Origin of the sequence: Streptomyces sp. NPDC091279 (assembly GCF_044757465.1) — a bacterium.
Classification (GTDB): Bacteria; Actinomycetota; Actinomycetes; order Streptomycetales; family Streptomycetaceae; genus Streptomyces.
In genome coordinates this window covers 89,462-104,239 of the sequence record NZ_JBIVVA010000004.1, presented here as the reverse complement: position 1 = coordinate 104,239, position 14,778 = coordinate 89,462, and the positions used below count along the sequence as shown (strand labels likewise).

Here is a 14,778-nt window from a genome sequence, read left to right as displayed (position 1 = left end):
CCGGGGCGTCGGGCGGGGGAAGCTCCGTGACGAAGACGTGCGTGAGCGGGTCTCCCGGTGGCTGGGCGCATCCACGGACGAACACGTTCGTCCCGAACTTGTTCGTAACGAACATGTTCGTTACCGTGGGGGCATGACCGACCGACCCGACACCCCGCGCAGCCGCCGTGAGCGGCCCGCCAAGCCCGCCCTGACCAGGGATTCCATCGTGGGCGCGGCCGTTGCCGTGCTGCGTGCCGAGGGGCTGGCGAAGGTGACGATGCGCCGTCTGGCGCAGGAGCTGGACACCGGTCCCGCCTCGCTCTACGTCTACGTCCGCAACACGGCGGAGCTGCACGCGGCCGTCCTGGACGAGCTGCTCGGGGAGATCGGCCCGGCCCCGGCCGACGGCCCCTGGCGGGAGCGGCTGGAACGGGTGCTCAGCGCGTACACCGTGATGCTGCTCGCGCATCCGACGCTGGCCCGCTCCGCGCTCACCACCTGGCCCAGCGGACCGCACTATCTGCGGCTGATCGAGACGCTGCTCGCCCTGCTCGACGAGGGCGGGGTGGCGCCCGCGCGGGCGGCGTGGGGCGTGGACCTGCTGCTCCAGCACGCCACCGCGACGGCCGCCGAGCACGCGACCCAGGCGCCGTCGGAGGACTGGGACGCGCTGCGCCGGGCCGTCCGTGACATCGACGCGGACCACCACCCCCATATCGCCGCCGTGGCAGAGGAGTTGCTGTCCGGTGAGCCGGGCCAGCGCCTCTCGTGGGGGCTGCGGGCGCTGATCTTGGGCATCGAGCGGACCGCCGTCCCCGACCGACACCCGAACCCCTCGTCAAGGAGACCGTCATGACCACGCACCACCCCGTTCTGATCGTCGGCGCCGGTCTCGGCGGCCTCATGCTCGCCCGTGTGCTGCACGTGCACGGGATCACGTCGGCCGTCCTGGAGCGGGAGGCCTCCCCCGCCATCCGCACCCAGGGCGGCATGCTCGACATCCACGGCGACTCCGGCCAGGCGGCGCTGCGGGCGGCCGGGCTGCACGCGCGGTTCCGGGCGCTGGTCCTGCCCGACGGCGAGTCGACGCGGGTCCTCGACCGCGACGCCGTGGTCCGCAGCGAGGCGTCCGACGACGGCTCGGGCGACCGGCCCGAGGTCGACCGGGGCGCCCTGCGCGACCTGCTCCTGGAGGCGCTGCCCGAGGGCACCGTCCGCTGGGGCGCCCAGGTCACCGGGGCGCGTGCGCTGAGCGGCGCCCGGCACGAGGTCACGCTCGCCGACGGCACCGTTCTCGGCACGGACCTGCTGATCGGCGCGGACGGCGCCTGGTCCCGGGTGCGGCCGCTGCTCTCACCGGCTCAACCCCGTTATGTGGGCGTGTCGTTCGTCGAGGCGGACCTTCTGGAGGCGGACACCCGGCATCCGGCGTGCGCCGGAGTGGTCGGCGGCGGTGCCCTCTTCGCGCTCGGCGCCGGACGCGGCTTTCTGGCGCACCGGGAACCCGACGGCAGCCTGCATGTGTACACGGCCGTGCGGGCGCCCGAGGCGTGGCTCGACGGCATCGACTTCACCGACCCGGAGGCGGCCAAGGCGTCGGTGCTCACGGAGTTCGCGGACTGGGACCCGAGCCTGCGCGCCCTGCTCGCGGACGCCGACGGCCCCCTGGTGCCCCGGCGCATCCACGCCCTGCCGGTGGGACACCGCTGGGACCGGGTCCCCGGCGTCACGCTGCTCGGCGACGCGGCCCACCTGATGTCACCGTTCGCGGGCGAGGGCGCGAACCTCGCGCTGCTCGACGGCGCCGAACTGGCGCTGGCGCTCGTCGCCCACCCGGGCGACCCGGAGGCGGCGCTGACCGCGTACGAGAAGGAAATGTTCCCGCGCAGCGAGGCCTCGGCGGCCGAGTCCGCGGACAACGGCGAGATGCTCTTCGACGCCGACGCCCCGCAGGGCCTGCTGGACATGTTCGCCCGCTACAGCTGACCGGCGAGCACGCCCCAACGACCGTCAGCGGGGCGGGGATTGAGTGCAGGTGATCCGGGCGACGAGGTCGATCCAGCCGACCTCAAGGCGCTCCAACGGCATCCCGCACTGCCGGGTCAGATGGTGGACGAGGGCCGGGTCGAGGTAGCTCATCAGGGTCCGCGCGAGCAGTTCGCCGTCGGCGTCCGGCACGATCTGCCGCAGCAGGACGGTGACATGGGTGGTGAGCGCCCGCGTCGAGGGGTGCGCGAACCGGCGCAGGGCCTCCGGCTGGGCGGCGAGATGCAGGTCGAGCTGCTCGGCGGAGCGGTACAGCACCGCCACCCCGAACGCCCGCAGCCGGTCCAACGGGGGTGCGCCGGGGCCCAGCGGAGGCGGGCCGCCGAGGAAGTCGGCCTGGAGGTTGCGCGCCGAGTGGTCGAGCAGCGCCATCAGCAGCCCGGTGCGGTCGCCGAACCGTCGGAAGACGGTCCCTTTACCGACGTTGGCGGCTGCCGCCACCGCTTCCATGGTGACCCCGGCCGCCCCGTGCTCGGCGATCAGGCGGGCGGCGGCCTCCAGCAGCCGGGCCCGGTTGCGCGCGGCGTCGGCCCGCAGACCGGGTTCGTCCCCGACCGTGCTGACCTGGAGCAACTCGGGCTCCCCCGCGAAGCCTTCGGGCTCCGGGAAGGACGGCAATGAGGCGGACATGAACACAGCATAAAGTACCGGGGAGGAAACTGGACCGGGGTCCGCTTAGAGTGGTACAACTTTAAACGGACCCCGGTCCGGATCGTTACGGCACTGTTTCATCTTCTTGGAGTTCGCATGTCTGTTCGCATCCTTGCGCTCGTCGGCAGCCTTCGCGCCGGCTCGCACAACCGCCAGCTCGCCGAGGCCGCCGTCAAGCTCGCTCCCGAGGGCGCGGACGTCGAGCTGTACGAGGGTCTGGGAGAGATCCCGTTCTACAACGAGGACATCGACGTCGAGGGCTCGGTCCCGGCCGCCGCCGCCCGACTGCGCGCCGCCGCCCAGTCCGCCGACGCGTTCCTGCTGTTCTCCCCCGAGTACAACGGCACGATACCGGCCGTCCTGAAGAACGCCATCGACTGGCTGTCCCGCCCCTACGGCGCCGGTGCCTTCGGCGGCAAGCCGACCGCCGTGGTCGGCACCGCGTTCGGCCAGTTCGGCGGCGTGTGGGCGCAGGACGAGACCCGCAAGGCCGTCGGCATCGCCGGCGCCAAGGTCATCGAGGACATCAAGCTGTCCATCCCCGGCTCGGTGACCCGCTTCGCCGAGACCCACCCGGCCGACGACGCCGAGGTCGCCGCCCAGGTGACCGAGGTCATCGCCCGTCTGCACGGCCACACCACCGAGGCCGTCGCCGCCTGACGCCCGGCAGCCGCGCACCCGCGCGGAAGGGGCCGCGGCCGCTCGACGGCCCGGCCCCTTCGGCGTGCCCGGCTCACTCCAGCTCGGCCAGCCTGCGCACCGCAGGCGCCGCGAACTCCTCGATCCAGACGGCCGTTTCACCGGTGCGCGGCCCGAAGATGACGGTGTCGATGCCGAGGTTCGTATACCCGGCCACGTCCCGCACGACGGTGTCGAGGTCGCCCTGGGCCTGATGGGTCACGGTCACCCGGAGGTCGCCGAAGTCGCGGTTCTCGGTGTCGCAGTGGCGGCGCAGCACGTCGATCTTGTGCCGGACCTCCTCGGGCGAGGTCGCGAACAGGTTGCAGGCGTCGCCGTACCGGGCGACCAGGCGCAGCGTCTTCTTCTCGCCGCTGCCGCCGATCATGATCTCGGGGCGCGGGCGGCTGACCGGCGCCGGTACGCAGAGCGTCTCGGCGAGCCGGTAGTGCCGCCCCTCGAACGGGCCGTCGGCCTGCGGGTCCCACATCTGCAAGCAGATCCGCAGCGTCTCCTCCAGCCGCTCGAACCGCTCGGCCAACGGCGGGAACGTCACCCCGAGCCCGGCGTGCTCGCGGTCGTACCAGGCGGCGCCGATCCCGAGGGTGGCCCGCCCGCCGGAGAGCACGTCCAGCGTGGTGGCGATCTTGGCGAGCAGCCCCGGGTGGCGGTAGGTCACGCCGGTGACCAGGGCGCCCAGCTGGAGCGTCGAGGTCTGCCCGGCGAGATAGCCGAGGGTCGTGTAGGCCTCCAGCATGGGCTGCTCGGCGCCGCCGTTGAACTCCATCTGGAAGTAGTGGTCCATCACCGAGAGCCAGCTGACCCCGGCGGCCTCGGCCGCCCGGCCCGTGGCGGCGAGTTCGGCGCCCAGGGCGGGTGCTCCCCCCTTGATGCCGAACTGGTTGATGTGTACGCCGACCCGCATGCCCGACTCCGTCCACCGGTCCTCTTCGTCACTCGTGACGCTAGGCCTTCGAGCGCGCTCCAGGTCAAGGCTCTTCGGCCGGACGGGCGTTCCGCGCCGGACAGCGGAACCTCACCTTCCTCATAAAGATCAGACAAACCGACCGTCGCTTTAGACCACTTCTGGCAAGGTGGCCGGATGCAGACCCTCTACCGACGACTGCTCAGGCTGATGCCCCGACTGGGCGTACACGTGACCGACCTCGGACCGGGCGACGCCGTGGTCTCACGGCGCGGCGCGCGCACCAGGACCGCGCTGGCGCCGGGCGCGGATCTGCTCACCCGAGGCGGCTTCGCGGTGACCGGCGCGGGCAAGGACGCCTGGGTGGTGACGCGGGGCAAGAGCGTCGGCAGCTGGCGTACCGCCCGGCTCGGCGACAGCGGCGCGCGGCTCCTGGTCGACGAACGCCAGGGCGGGGACGAACGGCGGCTTCAGCTGGCGGCGGCCGAGTATCTGTGCGCCCAGCACGTCACCGCGATGCTCGACCTGTACGGCGTGAACTGTGTCCTGGACGTCGGGGCCAACGCCGGGCAGTACGGGCGTCGGCTGCGGCGGCTCGGTTACACGGGCCGGATCGTGTCGTTCGAGCCGACCGCGGACGCGTTCGCGCGGCTGGCCGAGGCGGCGGCCGACGATCCCGACTGGCATGTCCACCACCTCGGTCTGGGCCGCGAGGACACCGTCGCCGCCATCCACACGGGCTGGAACACCATGAACTCCCTGCTGCCGCCCAGCGATTACGGCCGGGGCCGCTACCAGCGCTTCACGCGGACGCGGACCGAGGAGATCCGGGTGCGGCGCCTGGACGCCGTTCTCGACGAGGCGCTGGACGGACTGGACGCGCCGCGTACGTTCCTCAAGATGGACACGCAGGGCTATGACCTGGAGGTGTTCGCCGGGGCCGGGGAGCGGGTGGCCGATCTGGTCGGACTCCAGTCGGAGGTGGCGGTGCTGCGGCTGTACGAGGGCAGTCCGCGGATGAGCGAGGCGGTGTCCGTGTACGAGGGCGGCGGGTTCGAGACGACCGGGATGTATCCGGTGACGCGGGAGGCGGCCACCGGGCGGGTGGTCGAGTTCGACTGCGTGATGATGCGCGCGCAGGCGGCGCCGCAGCCGGAGTGAGTCGGGCGCGACCCGCCGTTCGGCGGGGAGGTTCCGCCGTCCGGCGGGGCGCCGGGCGGGAGCGGGGCGTGGACCATGGTCGGTGTGAGCCCGTGTGAGGAGAAGCCATGACCCCCGTACCGCCTCCGTTCGACCCCGAACTCGGCGCCGCCCTGGAACTGATCAAGGCCGCGATCCCGCCGGGGCTCGACCTGACGCACATCCCGACCGTCCGGCAGCTCGTGGCCAGTGAGAGGCTCTCCGATCCGGACCTGACCCTGGACGGCCACTTCACGATCGAGGACCGGGAGGTGCCAGGCCCCCCGGGCGCCCCCGCGCTCTCCCTCCTGATCTGCCGCCCGACGGCACCGCGCACCGCGGGCCCGCTGCCGGTCGTCTACTACGTGCACGGCGGCGGCATGATCGTCGGCACCAACCGGTCCGGGGTGACCGTGCCGCTGGCGTGGGCGAAGGAGCGGGACGCGGTCGTCGTCTCCGTCGCGTACCGGCTGGCCCCCGAGCATCCGGACCCCGCGCCCATCGAGGACGCCTACGCGGGGCTGCTCTGGACGGCCGAGCACGCCGCCGAACTCGGCGCCGACGCCGGGCGCATCCTCGTCGCGGGCACCAGCGCGGGCGGCGGCCTGTGCGCGGGGCTCACCCTCCTCGCCCGGGACCGGCGGGGCCCCGCGCTGATCGGGCAGGTGCTGCTCAGCCCGATGCTGGACGACCGCAACGACACCCCGTCCGCCCTCCAGATGACGGGCCTCGACATCTGGGATCGCAGTGCCAACCACACCGGCTGGACGGCCCTCCTCGGCGACCGGCGCGGCGGCCCCGACGTCTCCCCGTACACGGCACCGGCCCGCGCGACGGACCTCTCCGGGCTGCCGCCCGCCTTCCTGGACGTCGGCTCGGCGGAGACCTTCCGCGACGAGACCGTCGCCTACGCCTCCCGCATCTGGCAGGCGGGCGGCGTGGCCGAACTCCACGTCTGGCCGGGCGGCTTCCACGGCTTCGAGAGCTCCGCTCCGCAGGCGGCGCTGTCCCAGACGGCCAGGCGGGCCCAGACCGAGTGGGTCCGGCGGCTGCTGGGCGAGTGAGTCCGGCCCGGACGGGCCGGGCCTCGCACCGCCGCCGAGGCTCCCGTTCGCTCCGCGCATGGCGCACCATGAACGTATGAAAGAGCTGGCCGGACGGCTGACCTCGGTGGACCCGGACGCGGGCGCCGCCGTGCGGGTCATCTCCTACTTCGACCGGCTCGCCGAGGGGCGGGCCGGTCTTGAGGCGCTGGTGCGGGGCACGGCCGTGCTGGCCGGCTGCCCGGCGCGGCTCGTCGACGCGGAGCGCCGGGTGCGGGTGCGGGTCCGCACGGACGGGGTGCGCGAGGAGAACGACGCACCCGTGGACGCCGGTTGGCCGTGCGCCGCGCTGGAGCCGGGTGGCGTACCGGCGTTGTGGCTGGAGCGGGCTGCGGGTGAGCCGAGTGTCGTGGACGCGGTGATCCTGGAGCGGGCCGCCGCCGCGATCCGGCTCGTCCTGGACCGCACCCGGGGTCGCGCCCCGCTCTCCCCCGCCGACGATCCGGCCCTGCTGGAGACGTTGTTGGACCGGGCGGCCCCGGAGCCGACCCGGCTGCACGCGGCCGGCCGCCTCGGCCTCGGGCCCCGGGCGCGGGCCCTGGCATCGGCCGACGGCCGCCCCCGCGTGCTGACCTGCGACACCGACCCGCTCCCCGCCGGACGCCTCGGCGTGGGCCCCGCGGTGCCTGTGCTTGAGCTGCCCCGTTCCTGGTCCGAGGCCCGCACCGCCCTGCGCTTCACGGCCGAAGGCACCGCCCGGGACCCGGGCCAACGGGTCGTGTACGCGGAGGAGTTGGGCGGCATCGCGCTGCTCGCGGGACTGGTCGCGCCGGGTGCCCCGCCGCCGCCCGATGTGCGGGCCCTCGACACGGCGGCGACGGCGACGCCCTGGCTGCTGGCGACGCTGTACGCCGTGTCGTCGACGCCGAGCCAGCGGGCCGCGGCCGCCGAGCTGAACGTCCATCACTCCACGCTCCAGGGCCGGTTGACCCATGCGGAGCAGGTGCTGGGGTGGCAGCTGCGCACCCCGCAGGGCCGACTCAGACTCCATCTCGCCCTGACCATGCGGAACTTGGCCCGCGCGTAACGCCGGAGCCTCGCCGGTCCGGGTCGGCGGGGCTCGGGGGCCCTCTCGATCCCGGCGCCGACCTGGCCGTTGGACTCTCCCAACCCTCTTACGGGTCAGGGCATTTCAGGTACCGAGGGCGAAGGAGGCGCGGTGGCGCCAGGCGGTGCCGTCGTGGACCACGAGGTCGACGGCGCGCACCCGGGTCGCGACGGGCAGGGCGTCGCGCAGGGCGGCCTCGGCCTCGTCCAGGACGGCGTCCTGCTGCCCCTGCGCGAGGGTGAGATGCGGGGCGGGGTCACCGAACTTGCCGCCGTACGGCTGGATGTGGGGCCAGTGTGCGACGACGGCCTCGGTGAGGCGGCGGAACGGGGCGTCCGGGGTCGGCGCGAGGTAGAGGAGGCCGGGGAAGCGCCCGCACCTCTCGAAGCGCGCGTCGAAGCAGGCGTGCCGGGCGAACTCGCCGGTGAGCGCGGCCAGGACGTCGTCGTCGACGAGGCTTCCGTCGAGGAACGGGAAGAGCACGGTGACGTGGGCGGGGACGCCGGCTTGGGCGTGCGGGTCGAGCCGGTCACGCCAGGGCCCGACGACGGGGTCCGCCTCGGGCACCGGCACGACGAGCCCGGAGAGCCCGGCCCGGAATCCGCCGGACCCGCCGGACCCGCCGGACCCGTTGGACCCGTTGGAGGAGTCGATGGTGTTGTCAGCCATCCGCCGTGTCTATCAGCCCCGGCGCCCGTCGGGCGAGGCCGACGGACGTGCGCGACGGCGACACTGCTTGCAGGCACCGTTTACCCGCTCACGCTGACTATTTCATCGATGCCCTATCCTGGACGCCAGTCACCCCGGGACGGAGGACTCAGGCCCCATGACCGCGACAGACCCGGCACTCACCGCCCTCGCACAGAGCTGGCACGCGCTCTCCCTGCTGCACGGCCGGATCGAGGCCCACATCGAGCGCGCCTTGCAGGCCGGACACGGACTGAGCGTGCGCGAGTACTCGCTGCTCGACGTGTTGAGCCGACAGCACGACGGCGAGGGCGGCCACCTCCAGATGAAGCAGGTCGCCGACGCGGTCGTGCTCAGCCAGAGCGCGACGACCCGGCTGGTCACCCGCCTGGAGGACCGGGGACTGCTCACCCGTTACCTCTGCCCCACCGACCGGCGCGGCATCTACACCAACGTCACCGACGCCGGCCTCACCCTGCTGGAGAAGGCCCGTCCGACCAACGAGGCCGCCCTGCGCGAAGCCCTGGACGAGGCCGCCGAGAACCCGGAACTGACCCCGCTGGTCCGCACCGTCGAGGCCCTCCGCACCCCCGCCTGACCTGCGCCGACCGCTGCCCCGCCGGGCCCCCGCCGCCTCGCCGACGGGGGCTTTCGCATGCCCGTCCACACCCCCGACCCGCTGCTTGCAGGCGAGCACTACCGGCCTCCACCACTCACCGCGCTTGCACTTATCCCGCGTCTGCAACTATTGTTTACGCCTGTAACCGCCCCACACAATCTCCTGGAAGGTGCCTTCCATGCCTCTCGCCCTTCTGGCCCTCGCCATCGGGGCCTTCGGGATCGGGACCACCGAGTTCGTCATCATGGGCGTGCTGCCCGAGGTCGCCGCCGACTTCGGCGTCTCCATCCCCACCGCGGGCTGGCTGGTCTCCGGCTATGCCCTCGGGGTCGTCCTCGGCGCACCCCTGCTGACCGTCCTGGGCACCCGGGTCTCCCGCAAGAAGATGCTCATGTCCCTCATGGGCCTGTTCGTCGTGGGCAACGCGCTGTCGGCCTTCGCCCCGACCTTCGGTCTCATGCTGACCGGCCGGGTGATCGCCTCGCTCGCGCACGGCGCCTTCTTCGGCATCGGGTCCGTGGTGGCCGCGAACCTGGTCGCCCCGCACAAGAAGGCCTCCGCGATCTCCCTGATGTTCATGGGACTGACGGTCGCCAACATCGTCGGCGTGCCGCTGGGCACCTACGTCGGGCAGGCGGCCGGCTGGCGGGTCACGTTCGTCCTGGTCGCCGCGCTCGGCGTGGTCGGACTGCTGGGCGTGGCCCGGCTGATCCCCGAGACGGGCCGGCCCGAATCCCCCGACGTCCGCGCCGAGTTCGCCGCCTTCCGCAACGTCCAGGTCTGGCTGGCGCTCGCCATGACGGTCCTCGGATACGGCGGTGTCTTCGCCGCCATCACCTACATCACGCCGATGATGACCGAGGTCGCCGGGTACTCGGCGGGCGCGGTGACCTGGCTGCTTGTACTGTTCGGCGCCGGGATGTTCCTCGGGAACCTGGTGGGCGGGCGGTTCGCCGACCGGGCGCTGATGCCGATGCTGTTCACGACGCTCGGCGCCCTGTCCCTGACGCTGCTGCTGTTCACGGCGACCGCGCATCACAAGGTGCTGGCCGCGCTCACCCTGACCCTTGTCGGCGCCCTGGGCTTCGCCACCGTTCCGCCGTTGCAGAAGTGGGTGCTGGACCAGGCGTCGGCCGCTCCGACGCTGGCATCCGCCGCCAACATCGGCGCCTTCAACCTCGGCAACGCGCTGGCCGCCTGGCTGGGCGGGGTCGTCATCTCGGCCGGGCTCGGCTACACGGCGCCCAACTGGATCGGCGCCCTGCTCTCCGGCACGGCCCTGCTGCTGTCCATCCTGGCCGCGTCCCTCGACCGCCGCTCCCGGCCCGCGGTGACCGAACGGGCACCGGAAGCACCCGTCGCCGCGCGGCCCTGACCCCCTTTCGAAACCCCTCCCCCATCTCTCAACTCGCAAGGAAAGCACCGCACATGAACGTCCATGTCCCCACCGTCACGCTCAACAACGGCGTCCAGATCCCCCAGCTCGGCTTCGGTGTCTTCCAGGTACCGGACGCGGAGACGACGGCCGCCGTCACCCACGCCCTCGAAGCCGGTTACCGGAGCATCGACACGGCCGCGATCTACGGCAACGAGGCCGGGGTCGGCGCCGCGCTCGCCGGTTCGGGGATCGCCCGCGAGGACCTGTTCATCACCACCAAGCTGTGGAACGCCGACCAGGGCCACGACGCCACCCTCCGGGCGTTCGACGCGAGCCTCGCCAAGCTCGGCCTCGACCACGTCGACCTGTACCTGATCCACTGGCCGACCCCGGCCCAGGACCGCTACCGCGACTCCTGGCGGGCGCTCGAAAAGCTGGCCGCCGACGGGCGGATCAGGGCGGCCGGTGTCTCCAACTTCCAGCCCGCGCACCTGAGTCGGCTCACCGAGGACAGCGCGCTGGTGCCCGCCGTCAACCAGATCGAGCTGCACCCCGGCCTCCAGCAGCGTGAACTGCGCGCCCTGCACGCCGAGTCGGGGATCGTCACCGAGGCGTGGAGCCCGCTGGCGCAGGGCGCGGTCCTCGGTGACCCGGTGCTGACGGGGATCGCCGAGCGGCACGGCAAGTCGCCCGCGCAGGTGGTGCTGCGCTGGCACCTTCAGCTCGGGAACGTCGTGATTCCCAAGTCGGTGACGCCCGTTCGCATCCGCGAGAACATCGACGTCTTCGACTTCACCCTGACGGACGAGGAGTTGACGGCGATCGCTGGTCTCGACCGGGGCCTGCGCACCGGCCCGGACCCGGACACCTTCAACTGACCTGCCGTTCACGGCGGTTGGTCAGCGCGCCCAGGTCGGCGTCCAGAGGTCGTGGCCCGGGCGGACCGTGCCGAGGTGGGTGCGGAGCAGGGCCAGCACCGGGTGCGGGTTGTCGGCGCGCCAGAGCAGCGAGTGCGGGTAGGCCGGGGTCGGGCCGTGGACCGGGATGCGGCGCAGGTCGTGGTCGGCCGGCCAGACCATCCGGGTGCGGTCGCCGACCAGGGTCGCCAGGTGCGGCGAGTCGGCGACGGTGTCCAGGAGCGGTTCGGTGCCGAAGTCGGGCCCGGTGACCTCGATGGTCAGCCCGAAGGCCGCGGCCAAGTCGCTGTAGAACGCGGCCCATTCGGTGCCGTCGACGTTGCCGGGCATCCAGATGCGGTGCCCGGCCAGTTCGCCGGGGGTGACCTGGCGGGCGGCGGCGAGGGCGTGGCGCGGTCCGGTCAGGAGCTGGACCGGCTCGTGGTGGACGCGGGCCGCCCGGATGCCGTCGGGCGGCTGCCGGGTGAGGGCGCGGAAGGACGCGTCGATGGTGCCGGAGCGTACGGCCGCGATCGCCGCGTCGGCGTCGAAGAGGGTGACGACGTCGAGGGCGAGGTCGGGGTGCGCGCGGTGGAAGTCGCGCAGCAGGTCGGCGGGGGCGAGCCGGCGTCCGATCACGTCGACGCGCAGCGCCCGCCGGCCGGCCCCCACCGAGGCGGCGGCCCGTTCCTCGGCCCCGAGCAGGTCGCGGGCGTGCGGCAGGAAGACCTGTCCGTCGACGGTGAGCACGGCGCCGCGCGCGGTCCGGGTGAAGAGCCGGACGCCGAGATCCCGTTCCAGGGCGGCGACGCGTTTGGACACCGCCTGCTGGGTGACCTCCAGGGCGAGGGCCGCCTCCCGGAACTGTCCGGCGTCGGCGACGGCGACAAACGTGCGTACGGCGTCGAGATCCACGGACCTCTTTCTACAACGTCCGGTTGTCGGTTGCCGACCTCGTCGGTTGTTTGATCCCGGTGCCGGTCGGCGGCTTGGATGGGGGCCGGTCGGCGGCGGGTGCGGGAGGTGCGTGGGTGATGGGGGCCAGACGGTCGTGGGGGGCCGGGCGGCCGCTGGGGCGGCGGTTCGGATGGCTGTGGGCGGCGTTCGCGGTCAGTACGTTCGGGACCTGGCTGGCGTTCGACGCGTTTCCCTTGATCGCGGTGCTGGTGCTGCACGCGGGGCCGACGCGGGTGGCGGTGCTGGCCGCCGCCGGGCTCGCGGTCGGCGCGGTGGTGGCGGTGCCGCTCGGGCCGTGGGTGGAGTTCCGGAGCAAGCGGCCCGTGATGGTGGGCATGGACCTGGTGCGGTGCGCGGCGCTGCTGACGGTCCCGGTCGCCTTCGCGTTCGACGGGCTCAGCTTTGTACAACTCCTGGTTGTGGCCGTGGTCGTCGGGGCGGCCGACATCGGGTTCACGGCGGCGAGCGGGGCGTACCTCAAGTCGCTGGTGCCCCGGGGCGACCTGCTCGCGGCCGGTGCCCGTTTCGAGGCCACGATGTGGACGGCCTCCGTGGTGGGGCCACCGCTCGGCGGAGCCGTGATCGGGCTCTTCGGACCGGTCCTGACGGTGCTGGCGAACGCGGTCAGCTTTCTGCTGTCGGCGGCGGGCATCGGGGCGATCGGCGGCACCGAGAAGCCGCCGGTGCGGACCGGTGGGCGGGGCGCGGGTTCGCTGCTCGACGGCTGGCGCCACCTCCTGGCCCACGCCGAGCTGCGGCCGCTCTTCTTCAACGTGATCCTGGTGAACGCCCTGATCATGGCGAGCGCGCCGCCGTTGCTCATCCTGATGGTCGACGATCTCGGGTTCGCGCCCTGGCAGTACGGGCTGGCGTTCGCCGTGCCGTGCCTGGGCGGGCTGGTCGGTTCCCGGCTGGCCGGGCCGCTGGTCGCGCGGTTCGGGCGGCGCCGGGTGCTGCTCGGCGCGGGGGCGCTGCGCGCCTGCTGGTCCGTGGGGCTGGCCTTCACCGGGGCCGGGGTCGGCGGGCTCGTGCTGGTCATGGCCGTCGAGCTGGCGCTGATCACCTGCTGCGGGGTGTTCAACCCGGTGTACGCCGCCTACCGCCTGGAGCGGACGGCGCCGGACCGGGTCGCCCGCACCCTGTCGGCCTGGACGGTCACCAGCAAGGTGACAACGGCGGCGGCGACCGCGGCGTGGGGTGTGCTGGCCGGGTTCCTCGGCCCCCGGACGGCGATCGGCCTGGCCGGGGTGCTGCTGCTGGCGACGCCGCTGCTGCTGCCGCGCGGGGACCGGATCGTCGAGTCCGAGCCCGGGTCCGAGTCCGGGTCCGGGTCCGGGTCCGTCCCCGCGCCGGGCTGACCGGTGCGACGACGACCGGTGCGGCCCCGGTTCACCAGGGCAGCGGCCCGTTGATGTCGAAGTAGCCGCCGGTCGGTCCGTCCGGGCCGAGCTGCGCCATCCTGACGATGATCCGGGCGCCCTCCTCGACCGTCTGGGTCCCGGTGTTGCCGTTCAGGTCGGTCTTGGTGAACCCCGGTTCGACCGCGTTGATCCGCAGCTGCGGGAGTGCCTTCGCGTACTGCACGGTCAGCATGTTCACGGCCGTCTTGGACGTCGGGTAGGCGAGGCCCGGGTAGAAGTGCGCGAAGTGGTCCGGGTCGGACAGGTGCGTCAGCGAGGCGAGTCCGCTGCTGACGTTCACCACGACCGGGGCGGGTGAGCGGCGCAGCAGCGGGATGAAGGCGTGGGTGACGCGGACGACGCCGATGACGTTCGTCTCGAAGGTGGCGCGGACGTCGTCGGCGGTGGCGTCCGCCGCGCTGACGACTGTGCCGTCGGTGGCGCGGGTCTCGATGCCGGCGTTGTTGATCAGGACGTCCAGGCCGCCGTCGGCCTCGATCTGCTCGGCCGCGGCCTGGACGGAGGCGTCGTCGGTGACGTCGAGCTGGACGAATCTGGTGCCCAGGGTTTCGGCGGCGTGGTGGCCTCGGGTCGCGTCCCGGGCGCCGAGGTACACGGTGTGACCTGCTGCGGTGAGTTGGCGGGCGGTTTCGTAGCCGAGGCCCTTGTTCGCGCCGGTGATGAGTGTGGTGGTCATGGGGTCCAGCTTGCTGCGGGGTGGCGGGCGGGGCCAGTAGAGGGCCTGTCCTGGGACTCGCGGTACCAGTCAGGCACCGGGTGCGGGTCCCCTCCGGGGAGGGGTGGGGGGTGGGGAGGACTTGCACGTTGCGGGGTGCGGGGTCCTCCGGGGAGGGGTGGGGGGGGATCGGTGCGTTGCGGGGTGCGGGGCCCTCCGGGGAGGGGCGGGGGGATCGGTGCGTTGCGGGGTGCGGGGCCCTCCGGGGAGGGGCGGGGGGATCGGTGCGTTGCGGGGTGCGGGTGCGTGGGGGCTGGTCGCGCAGTTCCCCGCGCCCCCATCGGCGTTGCCGGTGGCCCTCGTTGGAAGGTGGGCCGCGTTCCTCAGAGGCCGGGCGCGCCCGCGCGGCGGAGCCGCAAATCGATACAGCCCCGCGCCCCCATCGGCGTCGCTGGCGGCCCTCGTTGGAAGGTGGGCCGCGTTCCTCAGAGGCCGGGCGCGCCCGCGCGGCGGAGCCGCAAATCGATACAGCCCCGCGCCCCCATCGGCGTCG

At 73.2% G+C, this 14,778-nt stretch carries 15 protein-coding genes; 10 read left to right on the top strand and 5 right to left on the bottom strand.

Features of this window, described 5'->3' with window-relative positions:
- The first annotated feature begins 133 nt into the window (after positions 1-133).
- Positions 134-838: a TetR/AcrR family transcriptional regulator gene (locus ACIQOU_RS10880; RefSeq protein WP_401535957.1), complete on the top strand. Its 705-nt coding sequence runs from the start codon at positions 134-136 to the stop codon at positions 836-838.
- Positions 835-1,968, top strand: coding sequence for an FAD-dependent oxidoreductase (locus tag ACIQOU_RS10875; RefSeq protein ID WP_401535955.1), 1,134 nt, complete (start codon positions 835-837; stop codon positions 1,966-1,968). Before ACIQOU_RS10880 ends, ACIQOU_RS10875 begins: the two co-directional genes overlap by 4 nt.
- Positions 1,969-1,992: 24 nt before the next feature.
- Here the strand turns inward: ACIQOU_RS10875 and ACIQOU_RS10870 are convergent, their stop codons facing one another.
- The gene (locus tag ACIQOU_RS10870; protein WP_401535953.1) at positions 1,993-2,658 is read right to left on the bottom strand and encodes a TetR/AcrR family transcriptional regulator; all 666 of its coding nucleotides are present in this window, start codon (positions 2,656-2,658) and stop codon (positions 1,993-1,995) included.
- Between the two features lie 117 nt (positions 2,659-2,775).
- On the opposite strand from ACIQOU_RS10870, the gene ACIQOU_RS10865 reads away from it, so the two are divergent.
- Positions 2,776-3,339, top strand: a complete 564-nt coding sequence (locus ACIQOU_RS10865; RefSeq protein ID WP_401535951.1) for an NAD(P)H-dependent oxidoreductase — start codon at positions 2,776-2,778, stop codon at positions 3,337-3,339.
- 73 nt (positions 3,340-3,412) lie between these two features.
- Here the strand turns inward: ACIQOU_RS10865 and ACIQOU_RS10860 are convergent, their stop codons facing one another.
- Positions 3,413-4,282 carry an LLM class F420-dependent oxidoreductase gene (locus tag ACIQOU_RS10860; RefSeq protein ID WP_401535949.1) on the bottom strand — a complete coding sequence of 290 codons (870 nt, stop codon included), beginning with the start codon at positions 4,280-4,282 and terminating at the stop codon, positions 3,413-3,415.
- A 177-nt stretch (positions 4,283-4,459) separates the two neighbouring features.
- Between ACIQOU_RS10860 and ACIQOU_RS10855 the strand changes: the two genes are divergently transcribed.
- The 3 genes from ACIQOU_RS10855 (at position 4,460) to ACIQOU_RS10845 (ending at position 7,591) form a co-directional block, all read left to right on the top strand.
- A complete protein-coding gene (locus tag ACIQOU_RS10855; RefSeq protein WP_401535947.1) occupies positions 4,460-5,443 on the top strand; it encodes an FkbM family methyltransferase in 984 nt (327 codons plus the stop codon).
- Between the two features lie 107 nt (positions 5,444-5,550).
- On the top strand, positions 5,551-6,525 hold the full coding sequence (locus ACIQOU_RS10850; RefSeq protein WP_401535945.1) for an alpha/beta hydrolase: 975 nt from the start codon (positions 5,551-5,553) through the stop codon (positions 6,523-6,525).
- Between the two features lie 76 nt (positions 6,526-6,601).
- Entirely contained in the window at positions 6,602-7,591 is a 990-nt protein-coding gene (locus ACIQOU_RS10845; protein ID WP_401535943.1) for a helix-turn-helix domain-containing protein, read from the top strand.
- Positions 7,592-7,696: 105 nt separating this feature from the next.
- Here ACIQOU_RS10845 and ACIQOU_RS10840 read toward each other — a convergent pair whose 3' ends face one another.
- Positions 7,697-8,281, bottom strand: coding sequence for a 2'-5' RNA ligase family protein (locus tag ACIQOU_RS10840; RefSeq protein WP_401535941.1), 585 nt, complete (start codon positions 8,279-8,281; stop codon positions 7,697-7,699).
- Positions 8,282-8,438: 157 nt separating this feature from the next.
- Between ACIQOU_RS10840 and ACIQOU_RS10835 the strand changes: the two genes are divergently transcribed.
- The 3 genes from ACIQOU_RS10835 to ACIQOU_RS10825 all read left to right on the top strand — a co-directional run bounded on the left by ACIQOU_RS10835 (position 8,439) and on the right by ACIQOU_RS10825 (position 11,174).
- Positions 8,439-8,897, top strand: coding sequence for a MarR family winged helix-turn-helix transcriptional regulator (locus tag ACIQOU_RS10835; RefSeq protein WP_401535939.1), 459 nt, complete (start codon positions 8,439-8,441; stop codon positions 8,895-8,897).
- Positions 8,898-9,096: 199 nt separating this feature from the next.
- Positions 9,097-10,293 carry an MFS transporter gene (locus tag ACIQOU_RS10830; RefSeq protein WP_401535936.1) on the top strand — a complete coding sequence of 399 codons (1,197 nt, stop codon included), beginning with the start codon at positions 9,097-9,099 and terminating at the stop codon, positions 10,291-10,293.
- Positions 10,294-10,346: 53 nt separating this feature from the next.
- Positions 10,347-11,174: an aldo/keto reductase gene (locus ACIQOU_RS10825; RefSeq protein WP_401535934.1), complete on the top strand. Its 828-nt coding sequence runs from the start codon at positions 10,347-10,349 to the stop codon at positions 11,172-11,174.
- Positions 11,175-11,195: 21 nt separating this feature from the next.
- On the opposite strand, the gene ACIQOU_RS10820 is transcribed toward ACIQOU_RS10825, so the two are convergent.
- Positions 11,196-12,107 (bottom strand): LysR family transcriptional regulator, encoded by a 912-nt coding sequence (locus ACIQOU_RS10820; protein ID WP_401535933.1) that lies wholly within the window; start codon positions 12,105-12,107, stop codon positions 11,196-11,198.
- A 119-nt stretch (positions 12,108-12,226) separates the two neighbouring features.
- Here ACIQOU_RS10820 and ACIQOU_RS10815 point away from each other — a divergent pair, with 119 nt between their 5' ends.
- Positions 12,227-13,507 (top strand): MFS transporter, encoded by a 1,281-nt coding sequence (locus ACIQOU_RS10815; RefSeq protein WP_401535932.1) that lies wholly within the window; start codon positions 12,227-12,229, stop codon positions 13,505-13,507.
- Positions 13,508-13,538: 31 nt separating this feature from the next.
- Here ACIQOU_RS10815 and ACIQOU_RS10810 read toward each other — a convergent pair whose 3' ends face one another.
- On the bottom strand, positions 13,539-14,246 hold the full coding sequence (locus ACIQOU_RS10810; protein ID WP_401535931.1) for an SDR family oxidoreductase: 708 nt from the start codon (positions 14,244-14,246) through the stop codon (positions 13,539-13,541).
- Positions 14,247-14,778 lie beyond the last annotated feature (532 nt).

Excerpts from the sequence above, each read along its gene's own strand:
- ACIQOU_RS10880 (WP_401535957.1), top strand. The coding sequence starts at position 134 with ATGACCGACCGACCCGACACCCCGCGCAGCCGCCGTGAGCGGCCCGCC.
- ACIQOU_RS10875 (WP_401535955.1), top strand. The coding sequence starts at position 835 with ATGACCACGCACCACCCCGTTCTGATCGTCGGCGCCGGTCTCGGCGGC.
- ACIQOU_RS10870 (WP_401535953.1), bottom strand. The coding sequence starts at position 2,658 with ATGTCCGCCTCATTGCCGTCCTTCCCGGAGCCCGAAGGCTTCGCGGGG.
- ACIQOU_RS10865 (WP_401535951.1), top strand. The coding sequence starts at position 2,776 with ATGTCTGTTCGCATCCTTGCGCTCGTCGGCAGCCTTCGCGCCGGCTCG.
- ACIQOU_RS10860 (WP_401535949.1), bottom strand. The coding sequence starts at position 4,282 with ATGCGGGTCGGCGTACACATCAACCAGTTCGGCATCAAGGGGGGAGCA.
- ACIQOU_RS10855 (WP_401535947.1), top strand. The coding sequence starts at position 4,460 with ATGCAGACCCTCTACCGACGACTGCTCAGGCTGATGCCCCGACTGGGC.
- ACIQOU_RS10850 (WP_401535945.1), top strand. The coding sequence starts at position 5,551 with ATGACCCCCGTACCGCCTCCGTTCGACCCCGAACTCGGCGCCGCCCTG.
- ACIQOU_RS10845 (WP_401535943.1), top strand. The coding sequence starts at position 6,602 with ATGAAAGAGCTGGCCGGACGGCTGACCTCGGTGGACCCGGACGCGGGC.
- ACIQOU_RS10840 (WP_401535941.1), bottom strand. The coding sequence starts at position 8,281 with ATGGCTGACAACACCATCGACTCCTCCAACGGGTCCAACGGGTCCGGC.
- ACIQOU_RS10835 (WP_401535939.1), top strand. The coding sequence starts at position 8,439 with ATGACCGCGACAGACCCGGCACTCACCGCCCTCGCACAGAGCTGGCAC.
- ACIQOU_RS10830 (WP_401535936.1), top strand. The coding sequence starts at position 9,097 with ATGCCTCTCGCCCTTCTGGCCCTCGCCATCGGGGCCTTCGGGATCGGG.
- ACIQOU_RS10825 (WP_401535934.1), top strand. The coding sequence starts at position 10,347 with ATGAACGTCCATGTCCCCACCGTCACGCTCAACAACGGCGTCCAGATC.
- ACIQOU_RS10815 (WP_401535932.1), top strand. The coding sequence starts at position 12,227 with ATGGGGGCCAGACGGTCGTGGGGGGCCGGGCGGCCGCTGGGGCGGCGG.
- ACIQOU_RS10810 (WP_401535931.1), bottom strand. The coding sequence starts at position 14,246 with ATGACCACCACACTCATCACCGGCGCGAACAAGGGCCTCGGCTACGAA.